The sequence below is a fragment of the Streptomyces sp. NPDC088747 genome (assembly GCF_044751025.1).
Lineage (GTDB): Bacteria > Actinomycetota > Actinomycetes > Streptomycetales > Streptomycetaceae > Streptomyces.
In genome coordinates, this window is the sequence record NZ_JBIVKZ010000002.1 from 139,923 (window position 1) to 155,956 (window position 16,034).

The 16,034-nt window shown below is 70.6% G+C and carries 15 protein-coding genes and 1 pseudogene; 9 read left to right on the top strand and 7 right to left on the bottom strand.

The window, feature by feature from the left end:
• Positions 1–329 precede the first annotated feature (329 nt).
• From acs to ACIP79_RS05075, 5 genes are all read left to right on the top strand, one after another.
• Entirely contained in the window at positions 330–2,288 is a 1,959-nt protein-coding gene (gene acs, locus ACIP79_RS05055; protein ID WP_401219504.1) for an acetate--CoA ligase, read from the top strand.
• A gap of 276 nt (positions 2,289–2,564) precedes the next feature.
• The gene (gene nhaA / locus ACIP79_RS05060; RefSeq protein WP_401220871.1) at positions 2,565–3,920 is read left to right on the top strand and encodes a Na+/H+ antiporter NhaA; all 1,356 of its coding nucleotides are present in this window, start codon (positions 2,565–2,567) and stop codon (positions 3,918–3,920) included.
• A 43-nt stretch (positions 3,921–3,963) separates the two neighbouring features.
• The gene (locus ACIP79_RS05065; protein ID WP_401219507.1) at positions 3,964–4,452 is read left to right on the top strand and encodes a phage holin family protein; all 489 of its coding nucleotides are present in this window, start codon (positions 3,964–3,966) and stop codon (positions 4,450–4,452) included.
• Positions 4,449–5,396, top strand: coding sequence for an alpha/beta fold hydrolase (locus ACIP79_RS05070; RefSeq protein ID WP_401219510.1), 948 nt, complete (start codon positions 4,449–4,451; stop codon positions 5,394–5,396). The genes ACIP79_RS05065 and ACIP79_RS05070 overlap by 4 nt, the downstream gene beginning before the upstream one ends.
• 139 nt (positions 5,397–5,535) lie before the next feature.
• Positions 5,536–5,715, top strand: coding sequence for a hypothetical protein (locus ACIP79_RS05075; RefSeq protein ID WP_383677820.1), 180 nt, complete (start codon positions 5,536–5,538; stop codon positions 5,713–5,715).
• Between the two features lie 80 nt (positions 5,716–5,795).
• On the opposite strand, the gene ACIP79_RS05080 is transcribed toward ACIP79_RS05075, so the two are convergent.
• The 3 genes from ACIP79_RS05080 to nth all read right to left on the bottom strand — a co-directional run bounded on the left by ACIP79_RS05080 (position 5,796) and on the right by nth (position 9,065).
• Complete coding sequence (locus ACIP79_RS05080) at positions 5,796–6,995, bottom strand: MarP family serine protease (RefSeq protein ID WP_401219514.1); 1,200 nt, start codon at positions 6,993–6,995, stop codon at positions 5,796–5,798.
• A 120-nt stretch (positions 6,996–7,115) separates the two neighbouring features.
• The gene (locus ACIP79_RS05085; protein ID WP_387181898.1) at positions 7,116–7,838 is read right to left on the bottom strand and encodes an NUDIX hydrolase; all 723 of its coding nucleotides are present in this window, start codon (positions 7,836–7,838) and stop codon (positions 7,116–7,118) included.
• Positions 7,839–7,958: 120 nt separating this feature from the next.
• On the bottom strand, positions 7,959–9,065 hold the full coding sequence (nth, locus tag ACIP79_RS05090) for an endonuclease III (RefSeq protein WP_401219517.1): 1,107 nt from the start codon (positions 9,063–9,065) through the stop codon (positions 7,959–7,961).
• Between the two features lie 341 nt (positions 9,066–9,406).
• Here nth and ACIP79_RS05095 point away from each other — a divergent pair, with 341 nt between their 5' ends.
• Together ACIP79_RS05095 and ACIP79_RS05100 are read left to right on the top strand one after the other, a co-directional pair.
• Positions 9,407–10,081: a Crp/Fnr family transcriptional regulator gene (locus tag ACIP79_RS05095; RefSeq protein ID WP_016642758.1), complete on the top strand. Its 675-nt coding sequence runs from the start codon at positions 9,407–9,409 to the stop codon at positions 10,079–10,081.
• Positions 10,082–10,228: 147 nt separating this feature from the next.
• A pseudogene (locus ACIP79_RS05100) lies at positions 10,229–10,441 on the top strand (nucleotidyltransferase); the annotation flags it as partial.
• Here the strand turns inward: ACIP79_RS05100 and ACIP79_RS05105 are convergent.
• From ACIP79_RS05105 to ACIP79_RS05120, 4 genes are all read right to left on the bottom strand, one after another.
• Positions 10,434–11,264, bottom strand: a complete 831-nt coding sequence (locus tag ACIP79_RS05105) for an MBL fold metallo-hydrolase (RefSeq protein ID WP_383677827.1) — start codon at positions 11,262–11,264, stop codon at positions 10,434–10,436. The pseudogene ACIP79_RS05100 and the gene ACIP79_RS05105 sit on opposite strands and share 8 nt — an antisense overlap.
• Positions 11,261–12,142, bottom strand: a complete 882-nt coding sequence (locus ACIP79_RS05110) for an NUDIX hydrolase (RefSeq protein ID WP_401219521.1) — start codon at positions 12,140–12,142, stop codon at positions 11,261–11,263. The genes ACIP79_RS05105 and ACIP79_RS05110 overlap by 4 nt, the downstream gene beginning before the upstream one ends.
• A 338-nt stretch (positions 12,143–12,480) precedes the next feature.
• Entirely contained in the window at positions 12,481–12,960 is a 480-nt protein-coding gene (locus ACIP79_RS05115; protein ID WP_401219524.1) for a RidA family protein, read from the bottom strand.
• Positions 12,957–13,115 (bottom strand): DUF4177 domain-containing protein, encoded by a 159-nt coding sequence (locus ACIP79_RS05120; RefSeq protein ID WP_003967454.1) that lies wholly within the window; start codon positions 13,113–13,115, stop codon positions 12,957–12,959. Before ACIP79_RS05120 ends, ACIP79_RS05115 begins: the two co-directional genes overlap by 4 nt.
• A 118-nt stretch (positions 13,116–13,233) precedes the next feature.
• Here ACIP79_RS05120 and ACIP79_RS05125 point away from each other — a divergent pair, with 118 nt between their 5' ends.
• A complete protein-coding gene (locus ACIP79_RS05125) occupies positions 13,234–14,211 on the top strand; it encodes an ArsA-related P-loop ATPase (RefSeq protein WP_383677833.1) in 978 nt (325 codons plus the stop codon).
• A complete protein-coding gene (locus ACIP79_RS05130; protein WP_401219528.1) occupies positions 14,208–15,773 on the top strand; it encodes an ArsA family ATPase in 1,566 nt (521 codons plus the stop codon). The genes ACIP79_RS05125 and ACIP79_RS05130 overlap by 4 nt, the downstream gene beginning before the upstream one ends.
• Positions 15,774–16,034: the final 261 nt, after the last annotated feature.

Here is a 16,034-nt window from a genome sequence, read left to right on the forward strand (position 1 = left end):
CTGCGGCTCGGCGTGCCTCAGCTCGGGCCACGCAGGTGAGCGGCCGTAGAGCGATGGCCTACCGGGCAGCTCCACCCCGGGGGCTGTGCGGCGGGCCTCGTGCGTGGCAGCTCGCTGCCCTCGAAGCGGCGTCGGCTGTGGCTGGGTCGAGGGCGTGTTGCCGGGTGAACCCGGGAGTCGGGCCGTACGTGCCCCAGAGTGGGTCCCTTGAAGGGCTCGCCACCTTCAATAGGTCTAAACCAATTTGGGATCGGCCCTTGTCACCGGGCCTCCGGGTCTGATGAGCTGTGGTCTGGGACACAACGGACACCCTGGGAAAGGGAGATGTCGTGAGTAACGAAAGCCTGGCCAACCTGCTGAAGGAAGAGCGCAGGTTCGCGCCGCCCGCCGACCTGGCCGCGAACGCCAACGTCACCGCGGAGGCGTATGAGCAGGCCAAGGCTGACAGGCTCGCCTTCTGGGCCGAGCAGGCCCGTCGGCTGACCTGGGCCACCGAGCCGACCGAGACGCTGGACTGGACGAATCCGCCGTTCGCCAAGTGGTTCAAGGACGGCGAGCTGAACGTCGCGTACAACTGCGTGGACCGCCATGTCGAGGCGGGGAACGGCGACCGGGTCGCCATCCACTTCGAGGGTGAGCCCGGGGACAGCCGGGCCATCACCTACGCCGAGCTGAAGGACGAGGTCAGCAGGGCCGCGAACGCGCTGACCGAACTGGGTGTGGAGAAGGGCGACCGGGTCGCCGTATACCTGCCGATGATTCCCGAGGCCGTCGTCGCGATGCTGGCGTGCGCCCGGATCGGCGCCGCGCACTCGGTGGTCTTCGGCGGGTTCTCCGCCGACGCGATCGCCACCCGCATCCAGGACGCGGACGCCAAGCTGGTCATCACGTCCGACGGTGGTTACCGGCGCGGGAAGCCGTCCGCGCTGAAGCCGGCCGTCGACGACGCGGTCAGCCGGGTCGACGGGGTCGGCAAGGTGCTGGTGGTGCGCCGTACGGGCCAGGAGGTGGCCTGGACCGAGGGCCGCGACGTGTGGTGGCACGAGATCGTGGACCGGCAGTCCGCGGAGCACACCCCGGAGGCGTTCGGGGCCGAGCAGCCGCTGTTCATCCTCTACACGTCCGGGACGACCGGGAAGCCCAAGGGCATCCTGCACACCTCCGGCGGCTACCTCACGCAGGCCAGCTACACCCATCACGCCGTCTTCGACCTCAAGCCGGAGAGCGACGTGTACTGGTGCACGGCTGACATCGGCTGGGTCACCGGGCACTCGTACATCACGTACGGGCCGCTCTCGAACGGCGCGACGCAGGTGATCTACGAGGGGACGCCGGACACCCCGCACCAGGGGCGGTTCTGGGAGATCGTGCAGAAGTACGGGGTGACGATCCTCTACACCGCCCCCACGGCGATCCGGACGTTCATGAAGTGGGGCGACGACATCCCGGCGAAGTTCGATCTGTCGTCGCTGCGGATCCTCGGGTCGGTCGGTGAGCCGATCAACCCCGAGGCGTGGATGTGGTACCGCAAGCACATCGGGGCCGACCGGACGCCGATCGTGGACACCTGGTGGCAGACCGAGACCGGCGCGATGATGATCTCGCCGCTGCCCGGGGTGACCGAGACCAAGCCGGGTTCCGCCCAGCGGGCGCTGCCGGGCATCTCGGCGACCGTCGTCGACGACGAGGCGCGGGAAGTGCCCGACGGTGGCGGCGGCTATCTCGTGCTGACCGAGCCGTGGCCTTCCATGCTGCGCACCATCTGGGGCGACGACCAGCGGTTCCTCGACACCTACTGGTCGCGGTTCGAGGGGAAGTACTTCGCCGGTGACGGGGCCAAGAAGGACGACGACGGCGACATCTGGCTCCTCGGGCGCGTCGACGACGTGATGCTCGTGTCCGGGCACAACATCTCGACGACCGAGGTCGAGTCGGCGCTCGTCTCGCACCCGGCCGTCGCCGAGGCGGCGGTCGTGGGCGCGGCCGACGAGACGACCGGACAGGCGATCGTCGCGTTCGTCATCCTGCGCGGCACGGCGTCCGCCGAGGACGAGGGGCTGGTGGCCGGTCTGCGCAACCACGTGGGCACGGTGCTCGGGCCGATCGCCAAGCCCAAGCGGGTGCTGCCGGTGGCCGAGCTGCCCAAGACCCGCTCCGGCAAGATCATGCGGCGCCTGCTGCGTGACGTCGCGGAGAACCGGGAGCTCGGTGACGTCACCACGCTCACCGACTCCACGGTGATGGACCTGATCCAGGCGAAGCTGCCGGCAGCGCCCACCGAGGACTAGAGCGGCGCCCTCCGGGTGTGGGAGCGGCGGACGCCCCCACACCCGGACCGCCCCGGCGGCAAACGCGCCGAACCCCCCGTTTCCCCCTACGGTGAAGATCACCGGACAGGTTCCGCCGCACGTTGGGTAGGCTCGGTACCGCGTCAACAACACGACAAGGTCCGATAGGTGCGCCGGGAAGTCTGGTCGGCAGGTGTTTCGTGCTGCCCATCCGACCGGAGGTCTCCCGTGCCCGCCCCCGCGCCCCCCGCCAGCAACCGCAGGTTCCTCGGCCGGATGTCCCTGCCCGAGCGGAACTTCGTGGCGGAAGCGCTGCGCACCGAGACCGTGGGCGGCGTGCTGCTCCTGGTGGCCGCGATCGCGGCACTCATCTGGGCGAACACCCCGGTCAGAGAGAGCTACCAGTCCGTCCTCGACCTCCATATCGGTCCCGGCGCGCTCGGACTGAACCTCTCGCTCCAGCACTGGGCCGCCGACGGGCTGCTCGCGGTGTTCTTCTTCGTCGCCGGTATCGAACTCAAGCGCGAGCTGGTGGCCGGAGATCTGCGGGATCCCAAGGCGGCGCTGCTGCCGGTGGTCGCCGCGTTGTGCGGAATGGCGGTTCCCGCACTCGTCTACACGCTCACCAACGTCCTCGGCGGCGGCTCCCTCGACGGCTGGGCGGTGCCCACCGCCACCGACATCGCCTTCGCGCTCGCGGTCCTGGCGGTCATCGGCACGTCCCTGCCGTCGGCCCTGCGCGCTTTCCTGCTCACCCTCGCCGTCGTCGACGACCTGTTCGCGATCCTGATCATCGCCGTCTTCTTCACCGACGGCCTGAACTTCGCCGCCCTGGCCGGCGCGGTCGTCGGCCTCGGCGTCTTCTGGGTCCTGCTGCGGAAGGGCGTACGAGGCTGGTACGTGTACGTGCCGCTCGCCCTCGTCATCTGGGGGCTGATGTACAACAGCGGCATCCACGCCACCATCGCCGGTGTCGCGATGGGCCTGATGCTCCGCTGCACCCGGCGCGAGGGCGAGCCGCACTCCCCCGGCGAGCACGTCGAACACCTCGTACGCCCCCTGTCGGCCGGACTCGCCGTGCCGCTGTTCGCGCTGTTCAGCGCGGGGGTGTCGGTCTCGGGAGGCGTGCTGGGGGATGTCTTCCGGCGGCCCGAGACGCTCGGGGTCGTGCTCGGCCTCGTCGTCGGCAAGGCCGTCGGCATCTTCGGGGGCACCTGGCTGACGGCCCGCTTCACCAGGGCCTCGCTCAGCGACGACCTGTCCTGGCCCGACGTCTTCGCCGTCGCCTCCCTCGCGGGCATCGGCTTCACCGTGTCCCTGCTGATCGGCGAACTCGCCTTCGACGGCGACGACCTGCTCACCGACGAGGTCAAGGCCGCCGTCCTCGTCGGCTCGCTCATCGCGGCCCTGCTCGCCGGAACTCTGCTGAAGATACGCAACGTCAAGTACCGCAGACTGGTGGAGGCCGAGGAGCGGGACGACGACCTCGACGGCGTCCCCGACATCTACGAACAGGACGAACCGGCGTACCACTTGCGGATGGCCGAGATCTACGAGCGGAAGGCCGCCGAGCACCGACGGCTTGCCGAAGTGACGGGCGGGGCGAGCGACGAGGACGACGGTCCGGCATGATCTGACACGACCGTACAAAAACATGCAGGAGAGGGAGATCACGATGAGTGCACCCGACGGCGGTCCGGTCGGCGCCGAACGCAGCATCGGCCAGCTGTTCGCCTCGGCGACGACCGAGATGTCCTCGCTGGTGCACGACGAGATCGCACTGGCGAAGGCGCAGCTCAAGCAGGACGTCAAGCGCGGGGTGGTCAGCGGCGGCGCGTTCGCGGTGGCCGCCACGGTGCTGATCTTCTCGCTCCCGATGCTGAGCTTCGCCCTGGCGTACGGCATCCGGACGTGGAGCCACTGGAACATGGCGATCTGCTTCCTGCTCTCCTTCGCGGCGAACGTGCTGGTCGCCGCCGTACTCGCGGTGATCGGCGTGGTCTTCGCGAAGAAGGCCAAGAAGAGCAAGGGCCCGCAGAAGGTGGCCGCCTCGGTGAAGGAGACCGCGGGCGTCCTCCAGAACGCCAAGCCGCACCCCCGAGAGCTGCCCGTGCGGGATCGCGTGCCCACGGCCATCGAGGCTGTGGGACGCTCGTCCTCATGACGGACCCCGCCACACCTTCGGCGCCCACTTCGGTCGTACGCCTCGACATCCCCGGCGGCCAGGAACTGACCCACCGGGACGTCGCCGCCAACGGCGCCCGCTTCCACATCGCGGAGATGGGCGACGGGCCACTCGTCCTGCTGCTGCACGGCTTTCCGCAGTTCTGGTGGACCTGGCGTCATCAGCTGGTGGCCCTCGCCGACGCCGGTTTCCGCGCCGTGGCCATGGACCTGCGGGGCGTCGGCGGCAGCGACCGCACCCCGCGCGGCTACGACCCCGCCAACCTCGCGCTGGACATCACGGGGGTCGTACGGTCCCTGGGCGAGCCCGACGCCGCGCTCGTCGGGCACGACCTGGGCGGATATCTGGCGTGGACGGCCGCCGTGATGCGCCCCAAGCTCGTACGCCGGCTCGCGGTCTCCTCGATGCCGCATCCCCGGCGCTGGCGCAACGCCATGCTCTCCGACGTCAAGCAGACGGCCGCGAGTTCATACATCTGGGGGTTCCAGCGGCCGTGGGTTCCCGAACGGCAGCTCGTCGCCGACGGCGGCGCCCTGGTCGGCCGGCTGGTACGGGACTGGTCGGGGCCCAGCCTGCCGGACGACGAGGCGGTGGAGACGTACCGCCGTGCCATGTGCATCCCCTCCACGGCGCACTGCGCGGTCGAGCCGTACCGGTGGATGGTGCGGTCCATGGCGCGCCCGGACGGGATCCAGTTCAACCGGCGGATGAAGCGGCCGGTCCGGGTGCCGACGCTGCATCTGCACGGATCGCTCGACCCGGTGATGCGCACGCGGAGCGCCGCGGGCTCCGGCGAGTACGTCGAAGCGCCTTACCGCTGGCGGCTGTTCGACGGTCTCGGGCACTTCCCGCACGAAGAGGATCCGGTGGCGTTCTCGACCGAATTGGTCAACTGGCTGAAGGATCCCGAGCCCGACCGGTAAGGCCGTTCGGGCAGGGTTCCGGAGTGTCCGCTATCCGGAAGCGAACGCCTGTCCTACGAACAGCCAATGCCTCGCGCATAGGCCAATTGGGGGGCCAGGGGGCGGTTATCGACCTTGGGGCAGGGGCACACGTCGGGGTATGGGCTGGACGCACGACTACAGTGACGCAGCACGCACCCGCCGCTCGACCGGGGGCCTGAGCTCCCATCAGAGGGGCACCCCGCCGCTGCCGGGCACGGACCTCCGAGTGGGGATTCCCCGTATTCTGCGCCGTCGGGCCCGCTGGGTCTCGGTGCGGCTGCGCCATCCTCGCGGCTGAAGCACGACTGAGCCGCTAGTGAGCCGCGGCTGGATCACGACCGAACACCGTCGGCGGTCCGACCGGCGTCAGACTGTGCGTCAGAGTGCGCAACTGTCGCTGTCCACCTGCTGGTTGGCGGTAAGGCCCTTGGCGATGTCCTCCTGGACCTCGTCGGCGGTGAGGGCGTACCCGGTGTTGGCGTCGTCGAGCGACTTCGCGAACACCACGCCGTACACCTTGCCTTCGGGTGTCAGCAGCGGGCCGCCGGAGTTGCCCTGGCGGACGGTCGCGAAGAGCGAGTAGACGTCGCGGCGCACCGTGCCCCGGTGGTAGATGTCCGGGCCGTTGGCGGTGATGCGGCCACGCACGCGCGCGGGCTGGACGTTGTACGCGCCGTTCTGCGGGAAGCCGGCGACGATCGCGTTGTTGCCGCTGACCGCGTCGCCGCTCGTGAACTGGAGGGCGGGCGCGTCCAGACCCGGTACGTCGAGTACGGCGATGTCGCGCTCCCAGTCGTAGAGGACGACCGTGGCGTCGTACTTCCTGCCCTCGCCGCCTATCTGGACAGTGGGTTCGTCGACCCCGCCGACCACGTGGGCGTTGGTCATCACCCGGCGCTCGCCGAAGACGAAGCCGGTGCCTTCGAGGACCTTGCCGCAACTCTGCGCGGTGCCCATGACCTTGACGATGGACTTCTGGGCCCGGATGGCGACGGCGCTCCTGGCGAGGGCCGGGTCGGGGGGCTGTACGTCGGTGATGGGCTCGTTGGCGAACGGGCTGAAGACCTGCGGGAAGCCGTTCTGCGCGAGGACGGATGAGAAGTCGGCGAACCAGGTGTCGGCCTGGTTCGGCAGGGCGCGGGACACGCCGAGCAGCACCTTGGAGCTGCGGACCTCCTTGCCGAGCGTCGGCAGCGTGGTGCCGGCCAGGGCCGAGCCGATCAGCCAGGCGACCAGGAGCATCGCCACGACGTTGACGAGGGCGCCGCCCGTCGCGTCCAGGGCGCGGGCCGGGGACCAGGTGATGAACCGGCGCAGCTTGTTGCCGAGGTGGGTGGTCAGTGCCTGGCCCACCGACGCGCAGACGATGACGACGACGACCGCGACGACCGCCGCCGTGGTGTTCACCTCGGCGTCGTCGGTGAACGCGCCCCAGATGACCGGCAGCAGATAGACGGCGACCAGACCGCCGCCCAGGAAGCCGATGACGGACAGGATGCCGACGACGAAGCCCTGGCGATAGCCCACGATCGCGAACCACACGGCGGCGACCAGCAACAGGATGTCCAGCACGTTCACTGCTTCTAGCCTCGCCTCGTCACTCTGCGGTCACTCCGTCTCGGCTGGGGGCGGGACCCGCGGCGCAGCCGAGGACAGGTGCGGCGTCCCCCAGGAAAGACACAGCACGGGGCCACCCTGTCATGCGCGCCAGTCGAGCGGGACCTGCTTCTCCCGGTCCCAGGGCCGCTCCCAGCCCGCGTAGTGCAGGATCCGGTCGATGATGCCCGCCGTGAAGCCCCAGACGAGGGCGGATTCGACCAGGAATGCCGGACCTCGGTGGCCACTGGGGTGCGCGGTGGTCGCGCGGTTGGCGGGGTCCGTGAGATCCGCCACGGGGACGGTGAAGACCCGCGCCGTCTCGTTCGGATCGACCACGCCCACCGGGGTCGGGCGGCGCCACCAGCCGAGGACAGGGGTGACGACGAAGCTGCTCACCGGGATGTAGAGCTTGGGCAACACGCCGAAGATCTGGACGCCACCGGGGTCGAGCCCGGTCTCCTCCTCGGCCTCGCGCAGCGCGGCCCGCAACGGCCCGTCGGTCGTCGGGTCGCCGTCCTCGGGGTCGAGGGAGCCGCCGGGGAAGGCAGGCTGCCCGGGGTGCGATCGCAGCGAGGTGGCGCGCTCCATGAGCAGCAACTCCGGGCCGCGCGCGCCCTCGCCGAACAGGATGAGCACGGCGGACTGGCGCCCCGCGCCGTCGCTCGGCGGCAGGAAACTGCTCAACTGGAGCGGCTCCACCGTCTCGGCGGCGCGCACCACCGGGTCGAGCCAGTCCGGCAGGCCGTCCTTGCTCACCGTCACCGGCCCGCCCTGCCCGTCGCTCACCAGCCGGCCGCCGTGCGTGTCACTGCCGTGCGTCATCGCCACCCCCGTCCTGTTCTTCCCAACGCCTGCCGGTGCCGTGTTCGTTCCGTCCGGCACCCCGGGGTGTTCCCGACGGAGGACGTCGTCCGACGGCCCGGGGTTCCCTGGCGGGAGCCGTCATCCGGTGCCCTGCGGTGTCCCCAGCGCGGGCGCCGGGATGCCGCCCGCGTCCAGATAGGACTGCGGGGGGTTGAGGCGCTGTCCGGGGAAGCCGCCCTTCTCGTACTTCAGGAGCTTCTTGGCTTTCTCCGGGTCCGTCTCGCCCTCTCCGTACGCCGGGCAGAGCGGGGCGATGGGGCAGGCACCGCAGGCGGGCTTGCGGGCGTGGCAGATCCGGCGGCCGTGGAAGATCACATGGTGGGAGAGCATCGTCCAGTCGCTCTTCGGGAAGAGCGCGCCGACGGCGGCCTCGATCTTGTCGGGCTCCTTCTCGTCGGTCCACTGCCAGCGGCGGACCAGCCGCTGGAAATGGGTGTCCACGGTGATTCCGGGCCGCCCGAAGGCGTTTCCGAGCACCACGAAGGCGGTCTTGCGGCCCACACCGGGGAGCTTGACGAGGTCTTCGAGACGGCCGGGGACCTCGCCCCCGAACTCGTCCCGCAGGGCCTTGGAGAGCCCTATCACCGACTTGGTCTTGGCCCGGAAGAACCCCGTCGGGCGCAGGATCTCCTCGACCTCCTCGGGGTCGGCCGCGGCCAGGTCCTCCGGGGTCGGGTACTTGGCGAAGAGCGCCGGGGTCGTCTGATTGACCCTCAGGTCGGTCGTCTGCGCCGAGAGGACGGTGGCGACGACCAGTTGGAAGGGGTTCTCGAAGTCCAGCTCCGGGTGCGCGTACGGGTACACGTCGGCGAGTTCGCGGTTGATACGGCGGGCTCGGCGGACGAGGGCGGTGTCTGGCACGGGGGCGGTGTCTGGCACGGGGGCCTTCTGCGGGGGCTTGGGGGAGGGGGATTTTCGGGCGGGGGCGGCTTTGCCCGTGGGGGCTGCTTTTCCGGCAGGGGCGGGGCGCTTGGCGGGCGTCGCCTTCTTGGCGGCCGGCGCCTTCTTCGCCACCGGTGTCGCCTTCTTGGCGGTCGCGGTCGCGGTCGCGGTCGCCGTCGCCTTCTTCGCGGCGGCCTTCTTGGTGACCGTCTTCTTGGCGGTCACCTTCTTGGCCGCCGTGGGCTGCGCCGCGGCCTGCTCGGCAGACGTCGTCGGCTTCTTCACCGTTGTCTTCGCAGCCACCTTCACCGGAGCCCGCTTTGCTCCCTTTGTCGCTTTCTTGGCACCGTCCGTGGGCTGTTCGCCCACAGCGGAATCCCGACGTACAACCACCCGCGCAGCCCCCTTGGCCTGTGCTCTCACCGGCGTTTTGGACACCCGGCCAGCCTAGAGCCCGGCACCGACATCCGCCCCGGACCCTGGAGATCAGCCCCCAATTGGCCCCCTGCCACACTGCCCGGGACGCCAGTGCGGCAGACTTGTGACTGATCACACTGTTTGGACCGTCCGGCAAGCTGGGGAACACGGTCCCCTGGTAACAAGGGGAGCCAGATCCCCTGAGCAGGTCGACAAGGAGAGAACTCGTGGACGACGTTCTGCGGCGCGCCCCGCTCTTCGCGGCGCTCGATGACGAGCAGGCCGCGGAGCTCCGCGCCTCCATGAGTGAGGTGACCCTCGCGCGCGGTGACGCCCTTTTTCATGAGGGTGACCCCGGGGACCGCCTTTACGTGGTCACCGAGGGCAAGGTGAAGCTCCACCGCACCTCCCCCGACGGCCGCGAGAACATGCTGGCCGTCCTGGGCCCCGGTGAGCTGATCGGCGAGCTGTCACTGTTCGACCCGGGCCCGCGCACGGCCACGGCCAGCGCGCTGACCGAGGTCAAGCTACTCGGGCTCGGTCACGGCGACCTCCAGCCCTGGCTGAACGCGCGACCCGAGGTGGCCGCCGCCCTGCTGCGCGCCGTCGCCCGGCGCCTGCGCAAGACCAACGACCAGATGTCCGACCTGGTCTTCTCCGACGTGCCCGGCCGCGTGGCCCGCGCCCTCCTGGACCTCTCCCGCCGTTTCGGCGTGCAGTCCGAAGAGGGCATCCACGTCGTGCACGACCTCACGCAGGAGGAGCTGGCCCAGCTGGTCGGCGCGTCCCGCGAGACGGTCAACAAGGCCCTCGCCGACTTCGCGGGCCGCGGCTGGCTCCGCCTGGAGGCGCGTGCCGTGATCCTGCTGGACGTGGAGCGGCTCGCCAAGCGGTCGCGCTAGCCGCCCGCCTGCTGAACGACGCCTTCTTACTGAAGGGCCCTGCCAATCGGTGGGGCCTTTCAGCTGTCCGCTCGCCTTTCACCACGAACGGCTACGGCTACGGCTATGGCTGCGGCTACGGCTACGGCTACGGCGGAATTGACGCGGCTGACGGAGATGGCCGAGGCCTTCGCCGCGTACTACCCGGAGCGGGCCGAGGAGATGCGGCGGGCGGCCGTCCTCGGCCACGAAGCCGGCGGCGACCTCGTCGTCCTGCGGTCCTACGTCGACGACCTGGGCCCGTGGCCGGCCGAGGAGTACGCGCGCGTGCACGGCGTCAAGGCCCCGAGGCCGTCGGCCAGGGGGCGGGGGTCTAGATGAGCCCGTGCTCCCGCAGATAGTCCAGCTGGGCGCGGACCGACAGTTCGGCGGCGGGCCACAGGGAGCGGTCCACGTCGGCGTACACGTGCGCGACGACCTCGGACGACGACCGGTAGCCGTTCTCGACCGCCGTCTCGATCTGGGCAAGTCGGTTGGCACGGTGGGCGAGGTAGAACTCGACGGCGCCCTGGGCGTCTTCGAGGACGGGCCCGTGACCCGGCAGCACGGTGTGGACACCGTCGTCCACCGTGAGGGACCTCAGCCGCCTCAGAGAGTCCAGATAGTCACCCAGCCGGCCGTCGGGGTGGGCCACCAGCGTCGTACCCCGGCCGAGGACGGTGTCCCCGGTCAGAACGGCCTGATCGGCCGGGAGATGGAAGCACAGCGAGTCGGACGTGTGTCCCGGCGTGGGCACGACCCGCAGTTCGAGGCCGCCGGTGGTGATCACGTCCCCGGCGCCGAGGCCCTCGTCCCCGAGCCGCAGCGCCGGATCCAGCGCCCGCACCTTCGACCCCGTCAGCCCCGCGAACAGCACGGCGCCCTCGGCGTGGTCCGGATGCCCGTGCGTGAGCAGGGTCAGCGCGATCCGCTTGCCCGCCTTCTCCGCCGTGTCCACGACATTGCGCAGATGTACGTCGTCCAGGGGGCCCGGATCGATCACCACCGCCAGCTCGGAGTCCGGCTCGGCCAGGATCCAGGTGTTGGTGCCGTCCAGGGTCATCGCGGACGCGTTGGGCGCCAGGACGTTGACGGCTCGCGCGGTGGCGGGGCCGGAGAGCACCCCGCCCCGCGGCTGGCCGGGGAGGGCGGCTGCGTCGGTCATGCGGGGGCTCCACCCGTCGGGATGTGCTTGGTGAACTCGTCGTGACCGGGCCAGGAGAGGACCACTTCGTCCTTCTCCAGCCGCGCCCTGGCCAGGACGGGGGTCAGGTCACGGGCGGGCGCGGCGGCGAGGGCCTCGGCCGCCGTGCCGTACGGGACGAGCTGGCGCAGGGTCGCGATGGTGGGCGGCATCATGAGCAGCTCGCCCCTGTCGTACGAGGCCGCCGCGTCCGCCGGGCGGATCCACACCGTGCGGTCGGCCTCGGTGGAGGCATTGCGGGTGCGCTGTCCCTCCGGGAGGGCGGCCACGAAGAACCAGGTGTCGTAGCGGCGGGTCTCGAACTCCGGGGTGATCCAGCGGGCCCAGGCGCCCAGCAGGTCCGACCTCAGGACGAGTCCCCTGCGGTCGAGGAACTCGGCGAAGGACAGGTCGCGGGCGACCAGGGCGGCGCGGTCCGCCTCCCAGTCGTCGCCCGTGGTGTCGCCGACGACCGTCTCCGGGGTGCGGCCGGCGAGGAGGACGCCCGCCTCCTCGTACGTCTCGCGGACCGCCGCGCAGACGACGGCCTGGGCGGAGGTCTCGTCGCCGCCGAGCCTCTCCGCCCACCACGCGCGCGTGGGGCCCGCCCAGCGGATGTGGTGCTCGTCGTCGCGCGGGTCCACGCCGCCGCCCGGATACGCGTACGCGCCTCCGGCGAAGGCCATGGAGGCGCTTCTGCGCAGCATGTGGACGCTCGGGGAGACGGGCCCGTCCTTGAGGAGCATCACCGTGGCCGCCCGCTTGGGGACGACCGGTGTCAGCGTTCCGTCCGCGAGCGCCCGGATCCGGTCGGGCCACTCCGGTGGGAACCACTGCCCGTTCGACTGCCCATTCGCCATGGCCGGAGGCTATCCCGTGCCGGGCGGATGTTCGAGAGGCGCTTGGGGATCACCCCAGCTGACGGCGTGGGCCGGGGCACGGAGTACGGGGGGCAGCCAAAACCCGGGGCCGGGGGTTCCTCCAGGCGGGGGCTACGCGCCGGGCCGGGGTTCAGGCCCAAACCCCGGCCCCCGCTTCGGGCCGGGCTTCGGGCCGGGGCGCCCGCGGGTTCTTCGTACCCTGCGCCCCTGCCCGCCCCGTACCCGAGGGCCCCGAAGGCTCCGTTCCCGGACCCCCGTACGCCCGTACGCCCGTACGCCCGTACGCCACCGAACGTACGCCGCCGAAAGGCTCTTCGTCAGGCGCCGGCCGGGGTGGAGAGCTCCACCTGGATCTCGATCTCGACCGGTGCGTCGAGCGGGAGGACCGCCACGCCGACCGCGCTGCGGGCGTGGACGCCCTTGTCGCCGAGAACCGCGCCGAGGAGCTCACTGGCGCCGTTGAGCACGGCCGGCTGGCCGGTGAAGTCGGAGGCGGAGGCGACGAAGCCGGTGACCTTCACGACCCGCGCGACGCGGTCCAGGTCGCCGGCGACGGACTTGACCGCGGCGAGCGCGTTCAGCGCGCAGACGCGAGCCAGGTCCTTGGCCTCCTCGGGCGTGACCTCGGCGCCCACCTTGCCGGTGAGCGGAAGCTTGCCCTCCACCATGGGGAGCTGCCCAGCGGTGTAGACGTACACACCGGACTGCACGGCGGGCTGGTACGCGGCCAGCGGCGGGACGACCGCGGGCAGCGTCAGCCCGAGCTCCGCCAGCTTGGACTCGACGGCGCCGCTCATGCCTTCTCCCGCTTCAGGTAGGCCACCAGCTGCTCGGGGTTGTTCGGCCCGGGCACCACCTGGACGAGCTCCCAGCCGTCCTCGCCCCAGGTGTCCAGAATCTGCTTCGTGGCGTGGACGAGCAGAGGCACGGTTGCGTATTCCCACTTGGTCATACGGGCGACTGTAGCGGCTGCCGCGGACACCCTCCCGCGGGCCTCGTACGCCGCTTCCCGCACACGTTGTCCACAGCCTCCTGCTTAGTACGGCGGCCGACTGGTTAGGCTCGAATACGTGAGCAGGCTCCAGGTCGTCAGCGGCAAGGGCGGTACCGGCAAGACCACGGTAGCCGCCGCCCTCGCGCTCGCCCTCGCCACGGAGGGCAAGCGCGCTCTCCTCGTCGAGGTCGAGGGCAGGCAGGGCATCGCGCAGCTCTTCGAAACAGAAGCGCTGCCCTATGGGGAGCGGAAGATCGCCGTCGCTCCCGGGGGCGGGGAGGTGTTCGCCCTCGCCATCGACCCCGAACTGGCCCTTCTGGACTACCTCCAGATGTTCTACAAACTGGGCAGTGCCGGCCGGGCCCTGAAGAAACTCGGCGCCATCGACTTCGCGACCACCATTGCGCCCGGTCTCCGGGACGTGCTGCTGACCGGCAAGGCCTGTGAGGCCGTCCGCCGCAAGGACAAGAGCGGGCGGTTCGCGTACGACTACGTGGTCATGGACGCGCCGCCCACGGGCCGCATCACCCGCTTCCTGAACGTCAACGACGAGGTCGCGGGCCTGGCGAAGATCGGCCCGATACACAATCAGGCACAGGCCGTCATGCGCGTCCTCAAGTCCAAGGAGACGGCCGTCCACCTGGTGACGCTCTTGGAGGAGATGCCCGTACAGGAGACGGCCGACGGCATCGCCGAGCTGCGGGCCGCGAAGCTCCCGGTGGGGCGGATCATCGTGAACATGGTCCGGCCCGCGCTGCTCGACGACGCCGACCTCGAACTCACGGCGGCGGCCCCCCGTACCGCCATCGCCAAGTCCCTCTCCGCGGCCGGACTCGGCGGCGCCCGTCGCGGCGGGCTCGCCGAGCGGCTGGTGGACCCGCTGCTCGAACAGGCCGCGGAGTACGCCGAGCGCCACACCCTGGAGCGCGAGCAGCGGGCGGTGCTCCTGGAACAGGGCCTTTCGCTGCACGAACTCCCGCTGCTCGCCGAGGGAATGTCCCTCGCGGGCCTGTACCACCTGGCCAAGGACCTGCGTCAGCAAGGGATCTCATGAGCTCGGACTCGGACCGCACACGCGAATCCTCGGACCGCACAAGCGAGTCCACCCGCACAAGCGAGTCCGCCCGTACGCGCGATTCCGTTCGCGCGGCGGAAGGCGGCGGCGTGTCGGATTCGGGGCGCGCGCTGGACGCGGCCCGCCTCCTGGTCGTCGATCCGCTGCTCGACGACCCGGAGACCCGCATCGTGGTGTGCTGCGGTTCGGGCGGCGTCGGGAAGACGACCACGGCGGCGGCCCTCGGGCTGCGTGCCGCCGAGCGCGGTCGCAAGGTCGTCGTGCTCACCATCGACCCCGCTCGGCGCCTCGCCCAGTCCATGGGCATCGACTCCCTGGACAACACCCCGCGCCGGGTGAAGGGCGTCGACGGGGACGGCGAACTGCACGCCATGATGCTCGACATGAAACGCACCTTCGACGAGATCGTCGAGGCGCACGCGGACCGTGAGCGGGCGGCCGTGATCCTGAACAACCCCTTCTACCAGTCGCTTTCGGCGGGCTTCGCGGGCACGCAGGAGTACATGGCGATGGAGAAGCTGGGCCAGCTGCGGGCGAGGGAGGAATGGGACCTCATCGTCGTCGACACCCCGCCGTCCCGCTCGGCCCTGGACTTCCTCGACGCGCCCAAGCGTCTCGGTTCCTTCCTGGACGGGCGGCTGATCCGGCTGCTGACGGCGCCGGCGAAGCTGGGCGGGCGCGCGGGGATGAAGTTCCTGAACGTCGGGATGTCGATGATGACCGGCACCCTGGGGAAGCTGCTGGGCGGCCAACTCCTCAAGGACGTACAGACCTTCGTGTCCGCGATGGACACCACGTTCGGCGGGTTCCGCACGCGCGCGGACGCCACGTACAAGCTGCTCCAGGCACCCGGCACGGCCTTCCTGGTGGTGGCCGCCCCGGAGCGGGACGCGCTGCGCGAGGCCGCGTACTTCGTGGAGCGGCTGGCGGCCGAGGACATGCCCTTCGCCGGTCTGGTCCTCAACCGGGTGCACGGCAGCGGCGCCGCCCAACTGTCCGCCGAGCGGGCTCTCGCCGCCGCGGAGAACCTCGGACTCGACACCGCGGAGAACGCCGACGTCGATGCCGTGGAGAACGCTGATGCCGATGCCGTGGCGAAGGCTGATGCCGATGCCGCGGAAAATCTTGACGACGCTCGCATTGTCGATCAGGGGGGCGGGAAGGCTGGTCTTCGTAACTCTCCCGACACGTACGACAGTTCAGAATCTCCCGCTTCCGAAGCACCAGCCACCGACGATCCCGACGAAGGCTCCCCCGCCGCCACGGACAGGACTGTCGCCACCAACGGAAACGGGACCGCCGAGGACACCGGCCGGACCGTCGAACAACTCACCGCAGGTCTGCTGAGGCTGCACGCCGAGCGCATGCAGTTGCTCTCCCGCGAGCAGCGCACGCGTGACCGTTTCGCCGCCCTCCACCCCGAGGTGGCGGTGGCCGAAGTGGCGGCGCTGCCCGGCGACGTACACGATCTGGCAGGGCTGCGGGACATCGGAAACCGGCTCGCGGCCGGTCGGCCGGAGCTGCCCGAATCCGGCGCGTGACGGTGCCTGCCGGCGCCTACCGTGCCCCTGAAGGGCCCATGGCCCGGGGCCCGGGGCCCGAGCATGCCTTGAAGACCGAGGGCCCAAGGAAGCCGGTGAAGACCGGGGCCCTAGGCACCCGGTGAAGGCCCGGGAAGGCGTGAGTGAGTCCGTGAGTCCCTGGTGGACCTCAGAGGTAGACCTCAGAAGTTCCGAGGAGGCCCGCAGAGCTCACACCGGGGCCCGTCAGGGCCGCGTCGGACATCCCGAACCGTCGGGCAT

Excerpts from the sequence above, each read along its gene's own strand:
- nhaA (WP_401220871.1), top strand. The coding sequence starts at position 2,565 with ATGTCCCTGCCCGAGCGGAACTTCGTGGCGGAAGCGCTGCGCACCGAG.
- ACIP79_RS05065 (WP_401219507.1), top strand. The coding sequence starts at position 3,964 with ATGAGTGCACCCGACGGCGGTCCGGTCGGCGCCGAACGCAGCATCGGC.
- ACIP79_RS05070 (WP_401219510.1), top strand. The coding sequence starts at position 4,449 with ATGACGGACCCCGCCACACCTTCGGCGCCCACTTCGGTCGTACGCCTC.
- ACIP79_RS05075 (WP_383677820.1), top strand. The coding sequence starts at position 5,536 with ATGGGCTGGACGCACGACTACAGTGACGCAGCACGCACCCGCCGCTCG.
- ACIP79_RS05085 (WP_387181898.1), bottom strand. The coding sequence starts at position 7,838 with ATGACGCACGGCAGTGACACGCACGGCGGCCGGCTGGTGAGCGACGGG.
- ACIP79_RS05105 (WP_383677827.1), bottom strand. The coding sequence starts at position 11,264 with ATGACCGACGCAGCCGCCCTCCCCGGCCAGCCGCGGGGCGGGGTGCTC.
- ACIP79_RS05110 (WP_401219521.1), bottom strand. The coding sequence starts at position 12,142 with ATGGCGAATGGGCAGTCGAACGGGCAGTGGTTCCCACCGGAGTGGCCC.
- ACIP79_RS05115 (WP_401219524.1), bottom strand. The coding sequence starts at position 12,960 with ATGAGCGGCGCCGTCGAGTCCAAGCTGGCGGAGCTCGGGCTGACGCTG.
- ACIP79_RS05120 (WP_003967454.1), bottom strand. The coding sequence starts at position 13,115 with ATGACCAAGTGGGAATACGCAACCGTGCCTCTGCTCGTCCACGCCACG.
- ACIP79_RS05130 (WP_401219528.1), top strand. The coding sequence starts at position 14,208 with ATGAGCTCGGACTCGGACCGCACACGCGAATCCTCGGACCGCACAAGC.